Below are 19,946 nucleotides of genomic sequence, written 5' to 3'. Positions count from 1 at the left end.
CCCTTAGTATGTTGAAAAAATTTCGTGGCATGTTTTCCAATGACCTGTCCATTGACCTGGGTACCGCGAATACCCTTATTTATGTAAAAGGACAAGGCATCGTATTGAATGAGCCTTCTGTTGTGGCCATTCGTCAGGATCGTGCAGGCTCGCCGAAAAGCGTCGCTGCAGTGGGTCATGACGCGAAGCAGATGCTGGGTCGTACCCCTGGCAACATCGCCGCCATTCGCCCAATGAAAGACGGCGTTATCGCTGACTTCTTCGTGACTGAAAAAATGCTTCAGCACTTCATCAAGCAGGTTCACAGCAACAGCTTCATGCGCCCAAGCCCGCGTGTTCTGGTGTGTGTGCCGGTTGGCGCAACCCAGGTTGAGCGTCGCGCAATCCGTGAATCTGCCCAGGGTGCAGGTGCTCGAGAAGTGTTCCTGATTGAAGAGCCAATGGCTGCGGCAATTGGTGCAGGTCTGCCTGTGTCTGAAGCAACCGGTTCAATGGTGGTGGATATCGGTGGTGGTACCACTGAAGTTGCCGTTATCTCTCTGAACGGTGTGGTCTACTCCTCTTCTGTACGTATCGGTGGTGACCGCTTCGATGAAGCCATCATTAATTATGTGCGCCGTAACTACGGCTCTCTGATCGGTGAAGCCACTGCGGAGCGTATCAAACACGAAATCGGCTCTGCGTATCCGGGCGATGAAGTGCGTGAGATTGAAGTACGCGGCCGTAACCTGGCTGAAGGTGTTCCACGTGGCTTTACCCTGAACTCCAACGAAATTCTGGAAGCACTGCAGGAACCGCTGACCGGCATCGTAAGCGCGGTAATGGTTGCGCTGGAACAGTGCCCGCCAGAACTGGCGTCCGATATCTCCGAGCGCGGTATGGTTCTGACCGGTGGTGGTGCGCTGCTGCGTAACCTCGACCGCCTGTTAATGGAAGAGACAGGTATTCCTGTCGTAGTTGCAGAAGATCCACTGACTTGCGTCGCCCGTGGTGGTGGCAAGGCGCTGGAAATGATCGACATGCACGGCGGCGACTTGTTCAGCGAAGAGTAGTCATTGTGAAAGGGTAGCGCATCGCTACCCTTTCTCTCTGACGCGAGAATACGCATAGCCTATGAAGCCAATTTTTAGCCGTGGCCCATCGCTACAGTTTCGCCTCATTCTGGCGGTTCTGGTGGCGCTTGGGGTCATTATTGCCGATAGCCGCCTCGGTACGTTCAGTCAGATCAGAACGTACATGGATACCGCCGTCAGTCCTTTCTACTTTGTATCAAATGGTCCCCGCGAACTACTCGACTCCGTTTCTCAAACGCTGTCTTCGCGTGACCAACTCGAACTCGAAAACCGGGCGCTACGCCAGGAACTGCTGCTGAAAAACAGCGAGCTGCTGATGCTGGGGCAATACAAGCAGGAAAACGCGCGTCTGCGTGAACTGCTCGGCTCGCCGCTGCGTCAGGATGAGCAGAAGATGGTGACGCAGGTGATCTCCACCGTAAACGATCCTTACAGCGATCAGGTTGTGATCGACAAAGGTAGCGTGAACGGTGTGTATGAAGGTCAGCCAGTCATCAGTGATAAAGGCGTTGTGGGCCAGGTTGTTGCCGTGGCCAAACTGACCAGCCGCGTTCTGCTTATTTGCGATGCTACCCATGCGCTGCCGATTCAGGTCCTGCGTAATGACATTCGCGTGATCGCCGCCGGTAACGGTTGTACGGACGATCTGCAATTGGAACACCTGCCAGCGAACACGGATATCCGTGTCGGTGACGTTCTGGTGACCTCCGGTCTGGGTGGACGTTTCCCTGAAGGCTATCCGGTTGCGGTGGTCTCTTCGGTGAAGCTCGATACTCAGCGTGCCTATACCGTGATTCAGGCGCGTCCAACCGCAGGTTTACAGCGTCTGCGCTATCTGCTGCTGCTGTGGGGCGCCGATCGTAATGGTGCTAATCCGATGACACCTGAAGAGGTGCATCGTGTGGCGAATGAGCGTCTGATGCAGATGATGCCGCAGGTTCTCCCGCCTGCGGATTCCATGGGGCCGCCTGCGCCAGTCCCGGCGCCAGCAACAGGATTAACGCAGCCGCTGCCGGATGCGCCACCACCGCCTAAACTCTCTTCGGGAGGGCAGTAGTGGCAAGTTATCGTAGCCAGGGACGCTGGGTCATCTGGCTCTCGTTTCTCATTGCGCTGTTACTGCAGGTTATGCCCTGGCCGGATGACATTCTTGTTTTCCGGCCAAACTGGGTGTTACTCATTTTGCTCTACTGGATCCTTGCCCTGCCGCATCGCGTAAATGTCGGCACAGGTTTTGTGATGGGTGCCATACTGGATCTCATTAGTGGCTCTACGCTTGGCGTGCGCGCGTTGTCCATGAGCATTATTGCGTACCTCGTCGCACTTAAATTCCAGCTCTTTCGTAACCTCGCGCTCTGGCAACAGGCCCTGGTGGTGATGTTGTTGTCGCTTGCTGCGGATATTGTTGTTTTCTGGGCAGAGTTTTTAGTGATCAACGTCTCTTTCCGACCGGAAGTGTTCTGGAGTAGTGTAGTAAACGGTGTGCTCTGGCCGTGGTTATTCCTGCTGATGCGTAAGATTCGCCAGCAGTTTGCCGTGCAATAAAAGGTTTCTATGACGTCTTTGTATCTCGCTTCTGGCTCCCCGCGCCGTCAGGAACTCCTGACGCAGTTAGGGGTATCTTTTGAACGCATCGTGACCGGCATTGAAGAAAAACGTGCTGAGGGCGAAAGTGCTCAACAGTACGTGTCTCGCCTTGCGCGCGAGAAAGCGCAGGCTGGCGTAGCCAGTGTGCCGCGTGACCTTCCGGTGCTGGGGGCAGATACCATCGTTATTCTTAACGGTGAAGTGCTTGAGAAACCGCGCGACGCCGATCATGCGGCGCGTATGCTGCGCAAAATGTCCGGGCAAACGCATCAGGTGATGACGGCCGTCGCACTGGCAGACAGCCAGAACGTGCTGGATTGCCTGGTCGTGACGGATGTGACATTCAGAGTGCTTACCGACGACGAGATCACCGCTTACATTGCCAGCGGTGAACCGATGGATAAGGCAGGTGCATACGGTATTCAGGGGCTGGGTGGCTGTTTTGTCAGGAAGATTAATGGCAGCTATCACGCCGTAGTCGGCTTACCGCTGGTGGAAACGTATGAGTTGCTGAGCAATTTTAACTCACTGCGTGAGGGAAGGGATAATTATGACGGCTGAATTGTTGGTAAACGTAACGCCATCGGAAACCCGTGTGGCCTACATTGATGGTGGCATTCTTCAGGAAATTCATATTGAGCGCGAAGCGCGACGCGGAATAGTAGGCAATATCTACAAAGGTCGTGTCAGTCGTGTACTACCGGGTATGCAGGCGGCTTTTGTAGATATTGGACTGGATAAGGCGGCATTTTTACATGCCTCCGATATCATGCCGCACACCGAGTGCGTTGCAGGTGAAGAGCAAAAGCAATTTGCCGTCCGCGATATTTCTGAACTGGTGCGTCAGGGTCAGGATCTGATGGTACAGGTGGTGAAAGATCCCCTCGGCACCAAAGGTGCCCGTCTGACCACCGACATCACTTTACCTTCCCGTTATCTGGTCTTTATGCCCGGCGCATCGCACGTGGGCGTTTCGCAGCGTATTGAGAGTGAAACCGAGCGCGAGCGTCTGAAGAAAGTGGTCAGCGCCTACTGCGATGAACAGGGTGGGTTTATCATCCGTACCGCAGCGGAAGGGATCAGCGAAGAAGACCTGGCGTCTGATGCGGCTTACCTGAAGCGCGTCTGGACCAAGGTGATGGAGCGTAAAAAACGCAACCAGACCCGCTACCAGCTCTATGGTGAGCTGGCGCTTGCTCAACGTGTTCTGCGTGATTTTGCCGATGCACAGCTCGACCGTATTCGCGTGGATTCCCGCCTGACCTATGAAGCCCTGCTGGAGTTTACCGCTGAATACATCCCCGAGATGCCTGGCCTGCTGGAGCATTACACTGGCCGTCAGCCGATCTTCGATCTTTATGATGTCGAAAACGAGATCCAGCGTGCGCTTGAGCGCAAGGTTGAACTGAAGTCTGGTGGGTATTTGATCATCGATCAGACCGAAGCGATGACCACCGTTGATATCAATACGGGCGCGTTTGTTGGTCACCGTAACCTGGATGACACTATCTTCAACACCAACATCGAAGCCACGCAGGCGATTGCGCGCCAGCTTCGTCTGCGCAACCTGGGCGGCATTATCATCATCGACTTTATCGATATGAGTAATGAAGACCATCGCCGCCGCGTGCTGCACTCGCTGGAGCAGGCGCTGAGTAAAGATCGTGTGAAAACCAGCATCAACGGTTTCTCGCAGCTCGGGCTGGTGGAAATGACGCGCAAGCGTACCCGTGAAAGCGTTGAACATGTACTGTGTAATGAATGTCCAACCTGCCATGGACGCGGAACGGTAAAGACGGTTGAGACCGTCTGCTACGAAATCATGCGCGAAGTCGTCCGTGTTCATCATGCCTACGACTCCGATCGTTTTCTGGTCTATGCTTCCCCTGCGGTGGCTGAAGCGTTGAAAGGCGAAGAGTCGCACGCGCTGGCGGAAGTGGAAATCTTTGTCGGCAAACAGGTAAAAGTACAAATTGAACCGCTCTATAACCAGGAGCAGTTTGACGTCGTGATGATGTAAGCGCAGTACGCTGCGTGACGAATGCTGACAAGGAGAGATGCGTGAGGCGATTGCCGGGGATTTTATTGCTTACAGGGGCAACGCTGGTCGTGATTGTCGCGTTGCTCGTGAGCGGGCTACGCCTCGTATTACCGCATCTGGACAGCTGGCGTCCGCAGCTGCTGGCGAAAATCGAATCCACTACCGGCGTGCCGGTAGATGTAAGCCAGATCAGTGCTAACTGGCAGAATTTTGGCCCGACACTCGATGTCCGGGATATCAACGCCAGCCTGAAAGATGGCGGCTACCTGAAAATCAAACGCGTGACCCTGGCGCTGGACGTCTGGCAAAGCCTGCTGCATCTTCGCTGGCAGTTTCGCGATCTCACCTTTTATCAACTCCAGTTTTTGACCAATACGCCGCTGTCGGGTGGTGACAGTAGCCAGGGTCTTGAAGCCAACCGTTTCAGCGATCTCTTCCTGCGTCAGTTCGATCATTTCGATCTTCGTGACAGCGAAGTGAGCTTTATTACCCTTTCTGGCCAGCGCGCTGAACTGGCGATCCCGCAACTAACCTGGCTCAACGGTAAGGATCGGCACCGCGCGGAAGGACAGGTGAATCTCTCCAGCCTGAACGGTCAGCACGGCGTGATGCAGGTGCGCATGGATCTGCGAGACGACGATGGCTTGCTCAACAACGGCAAGGTATGGCTTCAGGCCGACGATGTGGATGTAAAACCGTGGCTGGGAGACTGGCTTCAGCAAAATATGCAGCTGGAAACCGCCCGTTTCAGCCTTGAAGGCTGGCTGACCCTGACGAAAGGCGAATTTGCCAGCGGTGATATCTGGCTCAAGCAGGGGGGCGCAAGCTGGAAAGGCGAAAAACAGCAGCATCAGCTTTCCGTTGATAATCTCACCGCGCACGTGACGCAGGAGAAAGGGGGCTGGCAGTTTGCCATTCCGGACACGCGCATCACCATGGATAACAAACCGTGGCCGCGCGGCGCGCTGACGCTTGCCTGGATGCCTGAGCAGGACGTTGGCGGCACGGCCAGTAAACGCAGCGACGAGCTGCGCATCCGTGCCAGTAACCTGGATTTGGCTGCCATTGAAGGCCTGCGCTCAATGGCGGCAAAGCTCTCTCCGGACCTGGGCGAGATCTGGCTGGCAACGCAGCCGAGTGGGAAGATAGACGCTCTGTCGTTGGATATTCCGCTCCAGGCGACGGAAAAAACCCGTTTCCAGGCAACCTGGAAAGACCTTGCCTGGAAGCAGTGGAAGCTGCTGCCGGGCGCGGAACACTTTAGCGGCAAGCTGGAAGGCAGCGTAGAGAACGGCAGGCTGACGGTCGATATGCATGACGCCAAAATGCCTTACGAGACGGTCTTCCGCGCGCCGCTTGAAATTGAACAAGGCAGTGCGGTACTTAACTGGCTCAATAACGATAAGGGCTTCCAGCTTGATGGCCGCCATATCGACGTAAAAGCCAAAGCCGTGCATGCGCGCGGTGATTTTCGCTATCTGCAACCAGAAGGTGATGAGCCGTGGTTGGGTATTCTGGCCGGGATCAGTACCAACGATGGTTCTCAGGCCTGGCGCTATTTTCCGGAAAACCTGATGGGGAAAGCGCTGGTTGACTATCTGAGCGGCGCGATCCAGGGCGGACAGGCGGAGAACGCCACGCTGGTCTATGGCGGTAACCCGCATCTTTTCCCGTACAAACATAATGAAGGTCAGTTCCAGGTACTGGTGCCGTTGCACAATGCCACCTTTGCGTTCCAGCCGGGCTGGCCCGCGCTGAAAAACCTGGATATCGAACTTAACTTCCTCAATGACGGATTATGGATGAAGTCAGACAGCGTCGCGCTGGGCGGTGTGACGGCCAGCAATCTGACGGCAAACATCCCGGATTATTCAAAAGAGAAACTGCTCATTGATGCGGATATCAACGGTCCAGGGAAAGCGGTAGGACCGTATTTTGAGGAGACGCCGTTGAAAGAGTCGCTGGCGGCGACGCTTCAGCAACTGCAGCTTGATGGCGATGTGAATGCTAGCTTACATCTCGATATCCCGCTGGACGGTGAGATGACCACTGCCAAAGGCGACGTCCGTCTGAAGAATAACAGCCTGTATATCAAACCTCTTGAAAGTACGCTGAAAAATCTCAGTGGGCAGTTCAGCTTTGTGAACGGTAACCTGAAGAGCGAGCCGCTCACTGCCAGCTGGTTTAATCAGCCCGTAAATATCGACTTTACGACCACCGAGGGTGAAAAGGCGTATCAGGTGGCTGTCAATCTCGACGGTAACTGGCAGCCAGCGCGTATGGATGTCCTGCCGAAACCGATTGAAGGGTCAGTGGATGGCTCGGCATCCTGGAAGGGGAACGTGGCAATCGAACTGCCTTATCACGCTGGCGCACATTATAAGGTCGACATTACGGGAGACCTGAAAAACCTTCATAGTCAGCTACCTGCGCCGCTGGAGAAACAGGCCGGACTGCCGCTGCCAGTAAAGCTTAACGTCGATGGTAACCTGAACAGCTTCGAGCTGACCGGAAGCGCGGGCGGGACAAACCACTTCAACAGCCGCTGGCTGCTCAACCGCAAACTCACTCTCGACAAAGCCATCTGGACAACTGATAGCCGTTCGACACCGCCGCTGCCGGAGCAGACTGGTATTGAGCTGAATCTCCCGCCTTTGGACGGTGCTGAGTGGCTGGCGCTGTTCCAGAAAGGTGTTGGACAAAACGTTGATGAAACCGCTCAGTTCCCGCAGACCATTACCGTACGCACGCCGTCACTAATGCTGGGGGGACAGCAGTGGAACAACCTGAGTATTGTCTCTCAGCCAACGCCTAACGGCACGAAAGTCGAGGCTCAGGGCAGAGAGATCAATGGCGCACTGACCATGCGCAATCATGCGCCGTGGCAGGCGGCGATCCGCTATCTCTACTACAACCCGGCAAGCACCACGATCGGGAAAGATAAACCGGCAGAGACGTCACCGCTGAGCAAAACCGCTCGCGTCGATTTTAACGGCTGGCCCGATCTCCAGTTGCGCTGTGCTGAATGCTGGCTGTGGGGGCAAAAATATGGCCGTATCGACGGTGATTTCGCCATTCAGGGAAATACGCTCACGCTCACCGGTGGCCTGGTCGATACCGGTTTTGGACGCATGACGGCCGCAGGCGAATGGGTGAATAACCCGGGCGAGCAGCGTACCTCCCTGAAGGGTGACATTAAAGGCAACAAGCTGGATGCCGCGGCCAATTTCTTTGGCATTACCACGCCGCTTCGCGGTTCGTCATTTGATGTTGATTACGATCTTCACTGGCGTGCCGCGCCGTGGACGCCGGATGAAGCCTCGCTCAATGGCATTCTGAAAACCCGCTTCGGTAAAGGTGAAATCGCCGACGTGAGCACGGGGCGCGCCGGGCAGATCCTGCGCCTGCTGAGTTTTGATGCACTGCTGCGCAAGCTGCGCTTCGATTTCAGCGACACATTCAGCGAAGGTTTCTACTACGATTCCATTCGCAGCACGGCGTGGATCAAGGATGGCGTTCTGCATACGGACGACACGCTGGTGGACGGCCTGGAAGCGGATATCGCGATGAAAGGCTCGGTCAATCTCGTGCGTCGAGAGCTGGATATGGAAGCCGTGGTGGCGCCGGAAATTTCCGCGAGCGTTGGCGTGGCAGCGGCCTTTGTGGTGAACCCGATTGTTGGTGCGGCGGTGTTTGCCGCCAGTAAAGTGCTGGGTCCGCTATGGAGCAAGGTCTCCATTCTGCGCTACCACATTACCGGCCCGGTAGATAAACCGCAGATTAATGAAGTGCTGCGCCAGCCGCGCAAAGAAGCACAGCAATGATTTGACGTGGGCAGGTAATTGCCTCACTCTCAATAAATACGATCTTTATACCGCCACAGGCGGCAACGAACGAGTAGCAATACGATGAGTCTGAACCTGGTAAGTGAACATTTGCTCGCAGCGAACGGCCTGAGCCATCAGGACCTGTTCTCCATTCTTGGTCAACTGACCGAACGCCGTCTCGACTACGGCGATCTCTATTTCCAGTCGAGCTATCACGAATCCTGGGTTTTAGAAGACAGCATCATCAAAGACGGCTCTTATAACATCGACCAGGGCGTCGGTGTACGTGCCGTTAGCGGCGAGAAAACCGGTTTTGCTTATGCCGATCAGATTAGCCTGGCCGCGCTGGAGCAGAGTGCTCAGGCTGCGCGTACCATTGTGCGTGATACCGGCGATGGTCGTGTGAAAACGCTGGGTGAAGTGCAGCACTCTGCGCTCTATACCAGCATTGATCCGCTGCAGAGCATGAGCCGCGAAGAGAAGCTGGATATCCTGCGCCGCGTGGACAAAGTGGCGCGTGCTGCCGATAAGCGTGTGCAGGAAGTCTCTGCCAGCCTGAGCGGCGTCTATGAGCTGATTCTTGTTGCGGCGACGGACGGTACTCTGGCCGCGGATGTTCGTCCACTGGTCCGTCTCTCCATCAGCGTGCAGGTCGATGACGACGGCAAACGCGAGCGCGGCTCAAGCGGCGGTGGCGGCCGTTTCGGCTATGACTGGTTCCTGGGCGATGTTGACGGTGAAGCACGCGCTGACGCGTGGGCAAAAGAAGCCGTGCGCATGGCGCTGGTGAATCTAAATGCCGTCGCGGCGCCGGCGGGGACATTCCCGGTCGTTCTGGGGGCTGGCTGGCCGGGTGTTCTGCTGCACGAAGCGGTGGGCCACGGTCTGGAAGGTGACTTTAACCGTCGTGGTACATCCGTATTCAGCGGCCAGATGGGGCAGCTTGTCTCGTCTGAGCTTTGCACTGTGGTGGATGATGGAACCATGCGCGATCGCCGTGGCTCGGTGGCTATCGACGATGAAGGTACGCCTGGCCAATACAATGTGCTGATCGAAAACGGTGTGCTGAAAGGCTACATGCAGGACAAACTCAACGCGCGCCTGATGGGCGTCGCGCCAACGGGTAACGGCCGTCGTGAGTCCTATGCACATCTGCCGATGCCGCGTATGACTAACACCTATATGCTGCCGGGCAAATCCACACCGCAGGAGATTATCGAATCCGTCGATTACGGCATCTTCGCGCCAAACTTTGGCGGCGGTCAGGTGGACATCACCTCCGGTAAATTTGTCTTCTCTACCTCAGAAGCGTACTTGATTGAGAAGGGTAAAGTGACCAAAGCGGTGAAAGGTGCGACGCTGATTGGCTCCGGTATTGAAGCCATGCAGCAGATTTCCATGGTCGGTAACGATCTGAAACTGGATAACGGTGTGGGCGTCTGCGGTAAAGAGGGGCAGAGCCTGCCGGTTGGCGTAGGCCAGCCGACGCTGAAAGTCGACAATTTGACGGTGGGTGGCACTGCCTGATCTGACGATGCATAAAAAAATGGCGCTACAGAGGTAGCGCCTTTTTTTTAACGTAAGTTACCCAGCGGTATTTCCGGATCGGGCTCGTGCGTGATGCGGTTACGCAAATCACGACGAATGATTTCGATCGACCAGAACCAGACTAAATGACCCACGATTTCTGAGACGTGTTCGTACCATGGAAGTTCGAACAGCGGCGGTGTCAGACCCATCAGCGGGAAGGAGATCATGTGGACAAAAAGCTGGGCTAACGCACCCGCCAGCAAACCTTGCCAGAGTTTAATTTTCGGGAAGACTTCCGCAACTACACAATACCCTACGGCGAAGACGATTGAGAAAATAATATGTGTTACGCCGACCCAGTTAAATATATGTCCGGCGAATGTATAAACCGCCGCGTTAGGATCGACAACGCCCAGCCAGTCGCGTAAAAATACATAAGGTGGATTGAGAAAATTACGCGAGCAGTCAATCTGACTTGCGGCTCTTATTAATTGCTCTGGTCCGCATGCGGCAGTGAATAAATCACCAGGGCTACGTGGCGGAAGTGGCACCTCCGCTCCCCATTTCACGAATGCAGAGACAATCCCTGCAATCAAACCAATGAACGCGGCGAGTCCATAGCGCCTGCGCGAAGGTGGTGTTTGTTCAAATATATTCATTTCTTTTCCTTGTTCAATGTCATCCTGCGGAATACATTTTATTATTCATATCAGTAACAAATTAATAACAGTCTGAGTGCCAGACTTCTAATAAGGTAAGGGACGGGTAACAGAAGTGTCAATTAGCTATTACTGATAGTGGTGAGGGAATATTCCTGAATGAATGTGCATCTCATCCAGGACATATTCATATAATATATGCTTATCCGCGATAATCAATTATTCCTTACTTCTTCCTCGCATCCCCTGAAACAGCTCCGCCACGTCCACAAAATAGTCTGTCAGATAGTTAATACACACCTGCACCTTGAGCGGTAGTTTGTCTTTTTCTGTGTACAGGGCGTATACCGGGCGCGGATCGGACTGGTAGCGAGGGAACAGGATCTCCAGTACACCGCTGTTGATTTCGTTGATCACCCACATCAACGGCACGTAGGCGATCCCGGCTCCTGCCACTAACCAACGCGAAATGGTCATTGGGTCGTTGGTGATAAACCGGCCTTCTGGCAGCAGTCTGGTGGAGAGCCCTTCCGGAGCAATCAGTTCAAATTCATTGTCGGGTCGAACGCTGTATTCCAGCCATGAGTGGTTGGTGAGATCGGCGGGTTTCTCAGGGACACCGTACTGCGCCAGATAGCTTTTCGAGGCGCAAACGACCATCGGCATACTGCCCAGCCTGCGCGAGAAAAGGCTGGAATCCTGTAATGCCCCAACGCGGATCACCACGTCCAGCCCGTCAGCAATCAGGTCCGGCGCAGGGATACCCGTTACCAGATTCACGGTTAATCCTGGATACTCTTTCAGCATGTCCGCTGTCATGGCAGCGAGGACATTTTGTGCCATAGTTGAAGAACAACCGATGCGCAGTGTGCCGATAGGTGTGTTGTTGAAAGCATAGAGTTGTTCGTGGACATCCTGCACTTCAAGCAGCATGCGGCGACAACCCTGATAGTAAATTTTACCCGCTTCTGTCAGCCCGATGCTGCGGGTACTGCGATTGAGCAGCTTGACCTGAAGCTCATCTTCCAGTTTGGACACCGTCTGGCTGATTGAAGAGACGCTCATCTGAAGCTGGCGTGCAGCAGCGGTAAAAGAGCCCAGTTCAACCACTTTGGCGAAGACTGACATGCGTTTTAAACGTTCCATTGTTCACTCTGGCTTAAAAGTGATTTAGATCACATATTATAGATAACAGCATAACAGTTACGTTAATATATTATTAATTACTTAACGGCTGCGCCATTCTCGCCCGGCATTTCTTGCTCTTCTGCGATGGCGTGCGCTAAAAAATTCTGTAGCCTGCACTCTCTCTTATCAAGGTCAACATGAGTCTGTTTCCCGTTATCGTGGTGTTCGGTCTGTCGTTCCCACCGATATTTTTCGAGCTTCTTTTATCACTGGCGATCTTCTGGCTGGTGCGCAAGGTGCTGGTTCCTACCGGGATCTACGATTTCGTCTGGCACCCTGCATTGTTCAATACCGCGCTGTATTGCTGCCTGTTTTACCTGATATCGCGCATGTTTGTCTGAGGTTGATGTGAAAACACTAACAAGAAAAATCTCCCGAACCGCCATCACCATGGCGCTGGTTATCCTCGCCTTCATCGCTATTTTTCGGGCCTGGGTCTATTACACGGAATCACCATGGACGCGTGATGCGCGTTTCAGTGCCGATGTCGTGGCCATTGCCCCCGACGTGGCCGGTCTTATCACGGCGGTCAACGTTCACGATAACCAGCTGGTGAAAAAAGATCAGGTTCTGTTCACCATCGACCAGCCTCGCTACCAGAAAGCACTGGAAGAAGCGGAAGCTGACGTGGCCTATTATCAGGCGCTGGCGGCAGAGAAACGCCGTGAGGCAGGCCGCCGTAACCAGTTAGGTATTCAGGCTATGTCCCGCGAAGAGATCGACCAGTCCAATAACGTGCTGCAAACCGTGCTGCACCAGATGGCCAAAGCGCAAGCGACGCGCGATCTGGCAAAGCTCGATCTGGAGCGCACCGTGATCCGCGCGCCAGCCGATGGCTGGGTCACTAACCTTAATGTCTATGCCGGTGAATTTATCACCCGTGGCTCAACGGCCGTGGCGCTGGTTAAACAGAACTCCTTCTACGTGCTCGCTTATATGGAAGAGACCAAACTGGAAGGCGTACGTCCGGGTTATCGTGCTGAAATTACACCGCTTGGCAGTAACCGCGTCTTTAAAGGTACCGTCGACAGCGTCGCGGCAGGGGTGACCAACGCCAGCAGTTCTAAGGATGCAAAAGGGATGGCGACAGTGGACTCCAACCTGGAATGGGTGCGTCTGGCTCAGCGTGTGCCGGTGCGTATCCATCTGGACGAACAGCAGGGGAATGTGTGGCCTGCGGGTACCACGGCGACGGTGGTGATTACCGGCGCTAAAGACCGGGATGCCAGCCAGGAGTCGATCTTCCGTAAAATTGCCCACCGTCTGCGCGAGTTTGGCTAATCGCTATGGGTATCTTCTCCATCGCCAACCAACACATTCGCTTCGCCGTGAAGCTGGCGTGTGCCATCGTGCTGGCACTGTTTGTTGGCTTCCACTTCCAGCTTGAAACCCCGCGCTGGGCGGTGCTGACGGCGGCAATTGTCGCGGCTGGTCCGGCATTTGCCGCCGGTGGTGAACCTTACTCTGGTGCGATCCGCTATCGCGGGATGCTGCGTATCATTGGGACGTTTATCGGCTGTTTCGCGGCGCTGACCATTATTATTTTGATGATCCGCACCCCACTGCTGATGCTGATGGTGTGCTGTATCTGGGCGGGCTTCTGCACCTGGGTCTCGTCTCTGGTGAAAGTGGAAAACTCCTACGCCTGGGGACTGGCGGGTTACACCGCGCTGATTATCGTCATTACTATCCAAAGCGAGCCGCTGCTTGCGCCACAGTTCGCCGTGGAGCGTTGCAGTGAGATTGTGATTGGTATTGTTTGCGCGATTGTTGCTGACCTGCTTTTCTCCCCTCGCTCTATCAAGCAAGAGGTGGATCGCGAGCTGGATGCGTTGATTGTGGCCCAGTACCAGCTGATGCAGCTCTGCATCAAGCATGGTGACAGTGAAGAGGTGGATAAGGCCTGGAGCGGTCTGGTACGTCGCACGCAGGCGCTGGAAGGGATGCGCAGTAACCTTAATATAGAGTCTTCGCGCTGGGCCCGGGCGAATCGTCGGCTTAAAGCCCTCAATACGGTCTCCTTAACGCTGATTACCCAGGCGTGCGAAACCTATCTGATCCAGAACACGCGCCCCGAAGCGGTCACCGATACGTTCCGCGAGCTGTTTGCCGAGCCGGTGGAAACCGTGCAGGACGTGCATAAGCAGCTTAAGCGCATGCGGCGGGTCATTGCCTGGACAGGGGAACGCGACACACCAGTGACCATCTACACCTGGGTCGGGTCCGCGACGCGTTACCTGCTGCTGAAACGCGGCGTGGTTAGCAATACCAAAATCAGCGCGACGGAAGAAGAGGTGCTGCAGGGAGAAGTGGTGATTAAGGCGGAATCTGCCGAGCGTCATCACGCGATGGTCAACTTCTGGCGCACGACGCTCGCCTGCATGCTCGGTACGCTGTTCTGGTTGTGGACAGGCTGGACGTCCGGCAGCGGTGCAATGGTGATGATTGCCGTTGTGACTGCCCTGGCGATGCGTCTGCCCAACCCGCGTATGGTCGCCATTGATTTCCTGTATGGCACCATTGCCGCCCTGCCGATAGGCGCGCTCTATTTCCTGGTGATCATCCCGTCCACGCAACAGAGCATGTTGCTGCTTTGCATAAGCCTGGCGGTGATGGCGTTCTTTATTGGCATAGAAGTGCAAAAGCGCCGTCTGGGATCGTTGGGGGCGCTGGCCAGTACGATTAACATCATTGTGCTGGATAACCCGATGACCTTCCATTTCAGCCAGTTCCTCGACAGCGCATTGGGTCAGCTGGTGGGGTGTTTCCTGGCAATGATGGTTATTCTGCTGGTGCGCGATAACTCACAGGCAAGAACGGGCCGTGTATTGTTGAACCAGTTTGTTTCCGCTGCCGTGTCGTCGATGACCACCAATACCGCACGCCGCAAAGAAAACCACTTACCGGCGCTCTATCAGCAGCTGTTTTTACTGCTTAATAAGTTCCCGGGTGACATCGCTAAGTTCCGGCTGGCATTAACCATGATCATCGCGCACCAGCGTCTGCGTAACGCGCCTGTGCCGATCAACGACGATCTGTCGGCTTTCCACCGTCAGCTACGCCGCACTGCCGACCATGTACTTTCCGCGACCAGCGATGACAAACGCCGTCGTTACTTTACGCAACTGCTTGAAGAGCTCGATATCTACCAGGAGAAGCTTAAAGTCTGGGAAGCTCCGCCTCAGGTAACCGAGCCAGTAGGGCGGCTGGTGTTTATGCTGCACCGCTACCAGAATGCCCTCACAGATAACTGACTGAAGTAAAAAAGCCGACGCCAAAGCGTCGGTTTTTTTGTGGCTATACTTAATTCCAGCACGTTCTTACATTCAGAAAGGGAGGACACATGACGACTGAGAAGCTTCAGGACCACATCCTTTTTCAGACCGGTTATCTGGTTAATGGCATCTGGAAAACGCTGGACACGACGTTTGATGTACTTAACCCGGCGACCGGCGAGGTCATCGCTAAAGTCGCGAAAGCGGGTAAAGCGGAAACCGAAGCTGCGATTGCCGCAGCCACCAACGCTTTCCCGGCATGGCGAGCCAAAACCGCGAAAGAACGCTCGGCCATCCTTTACCGCTGGTACGAACTGATTATTGAAAATAAAAGCTGGCTCGGGCGGTTAATGACCACCGAGCAGGGCAAGCCTCTGAAAGAAGCGGAAGGAGAGGTGGAGTACGCGGCCAGCTTTATCCAGTGGTTTGCCGAAGAGGCCAAGCGCGCTAACGGGGAAATTATTCCGCCGATCAAACCCGGTTCCCGCATTCTGGCAACCCGCGAGCCCATTGGTGTGGTCGCGGCGATTACACCATGGAACTTCCCGATGGCGATGCTCACCCGTAAATTAGGCCCGGCGCTTGCTGCGGGCTGTACCGGGGTGATCAAACCGGCCAATAACACGCCGCTCAGTGCTTTTGCGCTGCTTACCCTGGCTAAACAGGCCGGTGTGCCCGACGGTGTTCTCAACGCCGTGGCCGGGAATACCCATGAAATCAGCGATGCGATCATGGCCAGCCGGGACGTGCGTAAAATCTCCTTTACCGGTTCGACCTCCGTCGGCAAAACGCTGGTGCGTAACGCCGCAGACACCATGAAAAAAGTCTCAATGGAGCTGGGGGGAAATGCCCCATATATCGTTTTTGAGGATGCGGATATCGACGCAGCGGTTAAGGGTGCTATCGCCAACAAATTCCGCAATGCCGGGCAGGTCTGCGTGAGCGTTAACCGTTTCTATATTCAGGAAACCGTCTACGACAAGTTTGTGAATAAACTTGCCGATGCGGTAAAGGCGCTGAAGGTGGGGAATGGTCTTGAAGAGGGGGTTGTCGTCGGACCGCTGATTGAACCTGCTGCGGTCAACAAGGTGCGTGAGCATGTCGACGATGCCGTTGCCCGCGGGGCAACCGTGCTGGCAGGGGGGAAACCCCATTCGCTTGGCGGGAATTTCTGGATGCCAACCGTACTGGGTGACTGCCATGAAGGCATGAAGCTGGCAGAAGAAGAGACGTTTGGACCGGTTGCGGCGTGCTTCCGTTTCACTTCAGAAGATGAGGTCATCCAGCGTGCCAACAACACGCCTTATGGCCTGGCGGCTTACTTCTACACCCAAAACCTTTCACGCGTTTTCCGTGTTTCTCAGGCCATCGAGAGCGGGATGATTGGCATTAACGAGTGCGCCGTCTCTACGGAACTGGGGCCTTTTGGCGGGGTAAAAGAGTCAGGCCTTGGACGCGAGGGCTCCGTGCTGGGGCTGGAAGAGTATCTGGAAGTCAAAACCCTGCATATTGGGGGATTATAATAGACAGGGCGGCAACTGCTGCTCGCCTGGACTGGGTGGCTGGCAATGAAAACCTATACGTTTGATTTTGACGAGATCGACAGTCAGGAAGACTTCTATCGTGAATTTATCCGCGTGTTTGATCTTGAACGGGAAAGCGTGACGAATCTGGATACCCTGTGGGACGTGGTGACCGGCAGTCTGTTGCCACTCCCGCTGGAGATTGAGTTCATTCATTTACCCGATAAGCTGCGCAGACGTTTTGGCGCACTGATATTACTGTTCGATGAAGCGGAAGAAGAGCTGGAAGGGCAACTGCGTTTTAACGCGCGCCATTGAATGACATAAAAAAAGCCCCTGACCAGCAGGTCAGGGGCAAGTCGTATGATGAAATACGACGAGGGTTTATTTATACAGTTCTGCCGTAGCATGCCAGTGGTCACCCTGATTCAGTTCGGTGACACGATAGCTGCTGGCACCTGCTTTTTCAGCTTTTGCGGCCAGTTCGTGACGAATATCCATTGGTGAACCAGTGACAGACGTTACGGATACACTGCCCATAGGCTGCAGATTTTGTGCCTGGTCGGCATTCACTTGCTGTACGGCTGCACTTGCGCCGAAAGAGAGAACTGAGGCCAGACCGAGGGTTGCGATGATCAATTTGGTTTTCATAGTCTTTACTCCTGAATAGGGTTGTTGCTCAACGGCGAGAAGGGTTAAACAGCTATTTTTATGCCTGGTGCCGTTGAGTGGAGATTTATGTCTTCAGTTATTGCTAAAACTTATTTGTACAGCTCAGCAGTAGCGTGCCAGTGGTCACCTGAACGAGCTTCAATGATGCGGTAGGATGATGCACCCTGTTCTTCCGCTTTCTTGTTCAGCATCTCATGCATGTCCATCGGGGACGTACCGATTGCACCGACAGAAACCGTACCGATTGCCTGGCGGGATTGCGCCTGGTCAGCATTGATTGAATCAGCAGCGAAAGCACCGAATGACAGGACAGACAGGACGCTCAGCGCCGCTACAGTAGTTTTAATGTTCATGATTTTTACCTCGTCGAATTTTTTCGTGGGGTCTTGTTTCGTGACCCTCATCACAAAATCAAGTATACACTAATAACCAAAAAAATTAATACCAGACTAATTGTTACTATTGTTATTACGTGTTAACCCGTTCGTTTTTTATAACCAAATTGCATAATATTGGCTATTTATCGTCCACTTCGTGCAGTTATATCTAATAAAATCATATTGATATCAGCTTTTGATTTTTTGTGCGATTTTTTGATTTAGCATTCACTGGGTGAATGTTAATGGGTGGTAAAAAGCATTATTTGTCAAAGTCAGGGCAGTGGAATCGAGTGGGAAACGCAGCGGGAGCAGAACGATCCCCGCAGCGGTGCTGCGGGGAGGGGGGATTAGAGTTCCTGTTCGAACAGAACCAGAATTGCCTCGTAGAGGTCTTTGACGGAGAAACCATTTGCCGGGGTGGTAAAGATGGTGTCGTCCCCAGCGATTGTACCGAGAATACCTTCCGCTTTACCTAAGGAATCCAGCAGGCGAGCAATCAACTGCGCAGCGCCAGGGCTGGTGTGGATCACTACGACGGCGTCGTTATAGTCGATATCCAGAACCAAATTCTTCAGCGGGCTGGAGGTCGTCGGCACGCCAAGTTCAGCTGGCAGGCAATAGACCATCTCCATTTTGGCGTTACGGGTACGCACCGCGCCAAATTTGGTTAACATGCGGGAGACTTTCGACTGATTGATGTTATCGAAACCTTGTTCCTGTAACGCCTGAACAATTTCTCCCTGAGAACTGAATTTCTCTTCTTTGAGTAGCGCTTTAAACGCCTTTACTAATTCTTCTTGCTTAGACGAGCTTCGCATAAGTCACCCGGAATATGACGATAGAAACAACATTATTATGCATGTGGATGAATTTTTATGCAAATTATCTACCGGGAGGTAGTCTGAAATAATGTTATGAAAGGGAGTGATTTTATCAGATTTCGTTATCAGAAAACATGCCTGGGTCACGCCACGCAAATAAGCTTAAAAGTAAATTAAATGTTATCAAAATGATGTTGTTTTGGTGGCGGGGCAGGGTGTATTGTAACCACCTCTTAATTCGTTGCCGTCTGTCGTCAGATAGTCTTCTGGTGAGAGATAAAGCCGCGTGACCTCAAATTCTTTAGCTACGAAAATTGTAATTATTTACTCGCTGAATTATGGTCGCCGCAACGGAGTTACAGATACTTAAGTTAACCATAATAAGGAGTTTAGGATGAAAGTCGCAGTCCTCGGCGCTGCTGGTGGTATCGGCCAGGCGCTTGCCCTACTACTGAAAACTCAACTGCCTTCAGGCTCAGAACTCTCCCTGTACGATATTGCTCCGGTAACCCCAGGTGTGGCGGTTGACCTGAGCCACATCCCGACAGCTGTGAAAATCAAAGGCTTCTCCGGTGAAGATGCGCGTCCTGCTCTGCAGGGTGCCGACGTGGTGCTGATTTCTGCAGGCGTGGCGCGTAAGCCCGGTATGGATCGTTCAGACCTGTTCAATGTCAACGCTGGCATCGTGAAAAACCTGGTGCAGCAGATCGCTGAAATCTGCCCGAAAGCGTGCATCGGTATCATCACTAACCCGGTGAACACCACTGTTGCTATCGCGGCAGAAGTGCTGAAGAAAGCCGGTGTTTACGATAAAAACAAACTGTTCGGCGTGACCACGCTGGATATTATCCGTTCCAACACCTTTGTTGCTGAGCTGAAAGGCAAACAGCCAACAGAAGTGGAAGTTCCGGTTATTGGTGGCCACTCAGGCGTCACCATTCTGCCTCTGCTGTCGCAGATCCCTGGCGTTAGCTTCACCGAGCAGGAAGTGGCTGACCTGACCAAACGTATCCAGAACGCGGGCACCGAAGTGGTGGAAGCGAAGGCGGGTGGCGGTTCTGCAACTCTGTCTATGGGCCAGGCGGCTGCACGTTTCGGTCTGTCACTGGTTCGCGCTCTGCAGGGTGAGAAAGGCGTTGTTGAATGCGCTTACGTTGAAGGCGACGGCGAACACGCTCGCTTCTTCTCTCAACCGCTGCTGCTGGGTAAAAATGGTATCGAAGAACGTCAGCCTATCGGCAAACTGAGCGCGTTTGAACAACACGCGATGGAAGGCATGCTGGATACCCTGAAGAAAGATATCACCCTGGGCGAAGAGTTCGTTAACAAGTAAAACGAACCGTCTCTCGTAGGCCGGGTAAGCGTTAGCG

Annotated in this window: 18 protein-coding genes; 13 read left to right on the top strand and 5 right to left on the bottom strand. The window is 53.9% G+C overall.

Going from position 1 to position 19,946, the window contains the following annotated elements; all coding sequences use genetic code 11:
• Positions 1-8 precede the first annotated feature (8 nt).
• From mreB to tldD, 7 genes are all read left to right on the top strand, one after another.
• On the top strand, positions 9-1,052 hold the full coding sequence (gene mreB / locus ACLHV8_RS20070; protein WP_000913396.1) for a rod shape-determining protein MreB: 1,044 nt from the start codon (positions 9-11) through the stop codon (positions 1,050-1,052).
• Between the two features lie 61 nt (positions 1,053-1,113).
• The gene (mreC, locus tag ACLHV8_RS20065) at positions 1,114-2,130 is read left to right on the top strand and encodes a rod shape-determining protein MreC (RefSeq protein WP_023309400.1); all 1,017 of its coding nucleotides are present in this window, start codon (positions 1,114-1,116) and stop codon (positions 2,128-2,130) included.
• Complete coding sequence (gene mreD / locus ACLHV8_RS20060; RefSeq protein ID WP_028016994.1) at positions 2,130-2,618, top strand: rod shape-determining protein MreD; 489 nt, start codon at positions 2,130-2,132, stop codon at positions 2,616-2,618. The genes mreC and mreD overlap by 1 nt, the downstream gene beginning before the upstream one ends.
• A gap of 9 nt (positions 2,619-2,627) precedes the next feature.
• Positions 2,628-3,221, top strand: a complete 594-nt coding sequence (locus tag ACLHV8_RS20055; protein ID WP_028016995.1) for a Maf family protein — start codon at positions 2,628-2,630, stop codon at positions 3,219-3,221.
• Positions 3,211-4,680, top strand: coding sequence for a ribonuclease G (gene rng, locus ACLHV8_RS20050; RefSeq protein ID WP_049007546.1), 1,470 nt, complete (start codon positions 3,211-3,213; stop codon positions 4,678-4,680). Before ACLHV8_RS20055 ends, rng begins: the two co-directional genes overlap by 11 nt.
• Before the next feature lie 41 nt (positions 4,681-4,721).
• On the top strand, positions 4,722-8,525 hold the full coding sequence (gene yhdP / locus ACLHV8_RS20045) for an AsmA2 domain-containing protein YhdP (protein ID WP_208594184.1): 3,804 nt from the start codon (positions 4,722-4,724) through the stop codon (positions 8,523-8,525).
• A gap of 84 nt (positions 8,526-8,609) precedes the next feature.
• Entirely contained in the window at positions 8,610-10,055 is a 1,446-nt protein-coding gene (gene tldD / locus ACLHV8_RS20040; RefSeq protein WP_028016998.1) for a metalloprotease TldD, read from the top strand.
• A 47-nt stretch (positions 10,056-10,102) separates the two neighbouring features.
• Here tldD and ACLHV8_RS20035 read toward each other — a convergent pair whose 3' ends face one another.
• Positions 10,103-10,717: a YagU family protein gene (locus tag ACLHV8_RS20035; protein ID WP_049007549.1), complete on the bottom strand. Its 615-nt coding sequence runs from the start codon at positions 10,715-10,717 to the stop codon at positions 10,103-10,105.
• Positions 10,718-10,936: 219 nt separating this feature from the next.
• The gene (aaeR, locus tag ACLHV8_RS20030; protein WP_028017000.1) at positions 10,937-11,863 is read right to left on the bottom strand and encodes an HTH-type transcriptional activator AaeR; all 927 of its coding nucleotides are present in this window, start codon (positions 11,861-11,863) and stop codon (positions 10,937-10,939) included.
• Between the two features lie 179 nt (positions 11,864-12,042).
• Between aaeR and aaeX the strand changes: the two genes are divergently transcribed.
• The 5 genes from aaeX (at position 12,043) to ACLHV8_RS20005 (ending at position 17,021) form a co-directional block, all read left to right on the top strand.
• Positions 12,043-12,246, top strand: a complete 204-nt coding sequence (gene aaeX, locus ACLHV8_RS20025; RefSeq protein WP_003860416.1) for a p-hydroxybenzoic acid efflux pump operon protein AaeX — start codon at positions 12,043-12,045, stop codon at positions 12,244-12,246.
• 7 nt (positions 12,247-12,253) lie between these two features.
• Entirely contained in the window at positions 12,254-13,186 is a 933-nt protein-coding gene (gene aaeA / locus ACLHV8_RS20020; protein ID WP_208594183.1) for a p-hydroxybenzoic acid efflux pump subunit AaeA, read from the top strand.
• 5 nt (positions 13,187-13,191) lie between these two features.
• Entirely contained in the window at positions 13,192-15,159 is a 1,968-nt protein-coding gene (gene aaeB, locus ACLHV8_RS20015; RefSeq protein WP_129324200.1) for a p-hydroxybenzoic acid efflux pump subunit AaeB, read from the top strand.
• Between the two features lie 89 nt (positions 15,160-15,248).
• The gene (locus ACLHV8_RS20010; protein WP_049007551.1) at positions 15,249-16,703 is read left to right on the top strand and encodes an NAD-dependent succinate-semialdehyde dehydrogenase; all 1,455 of its coding nucleotides are present in this window, start codon (positions 15,249-15,251) and stop codon (positions 16,701-16,703) included.
• A gap of 45 nt (positions 16,704-16,748) precedes the next feature.
• Positions 16,749-17,021: a barstar family protein gene (locus ACLHV8_RS20005; protein ID WP_008502839.1), complete on the top strand. Its 273-nt coding sequence runs from the start codon at positions 16,749-16,751 to the stop codon at positions 17,019-17,021.
• Positions 17,022-17,087: 66 nt separating this feature from the next.
• Here the strand turns inward: ACLHV8_RS20005 and yhcN (ACLHV8_RS20000) are convergent, their stop codons facing one another.
• From yhcN (ACLHV8_RS20000) to argR, 3 genes are all read right to left on the bottom strand, one after another.
• A complete protein-coding gene (yhcN, locus tag ACLHV8_RS20000) occupies positions 17,088-17,354 on the bottom strand; it encodes a peroxide/acid stress response protein YhcN (protein WP_024906332.1) in 267 nt (88 codons plus the stop codon).
• 110 nt (positions 17,355-17,464) lie between these two features.
• Positions 17,465-17,728, bottom strand: a complete 264-nt coding sequence (gene yhcN, locus ACLHV8_RS19995; RefSeq protein WP_032666799.1) for a peroxide/acid stress response protein YhcN — start codon at positions 17,726-17,728, stop codon at positions 17,465-17,467.
• Positions 17,729-18,102: 374 nt separating this feature from the next.
• Entirely contained in the window at positions 18,103-18,573 is a 471-nt protein-coding gene (gene argR, locus ACLHV8_RS19990; protein ID WP_003860428.1) for a transcriptional regulator ArgR, read from the bottom strand.
• 397 nt (positions 18,574-18,970) lie between these two features.
• Between argR and mdh the strand changes: the two genes are divergently transcribed.
• The gene (gene mdh, locus ACLHV8_RS19985) at positions 18,971-19,909 is read left to right on the top strand and encodes a malate dehydrogenase (protein ID WP_028017006.1); all 939 of its coding nucleotides are present in this window, start codon (positions 18,971-18,973) and stop codon (positions 19,907-19,909) included.
• Positions 19,910-19,946 lie beyond the last annotated feature (37 nt).

Source organism: Enterobacter sp. CPE_E863, assembly GCF_046521465.1.
GTDB classification, from domain to species: Bacteria; Pseudomonadota; Gammaproteobacteria; order Enterobacterales; family Enterobacteriaceae; genus Enterobacter; species Enterobacter adelaidei.
This window is presented reverse-complemented; position numbering and strand designations above follow the sequence as displayed.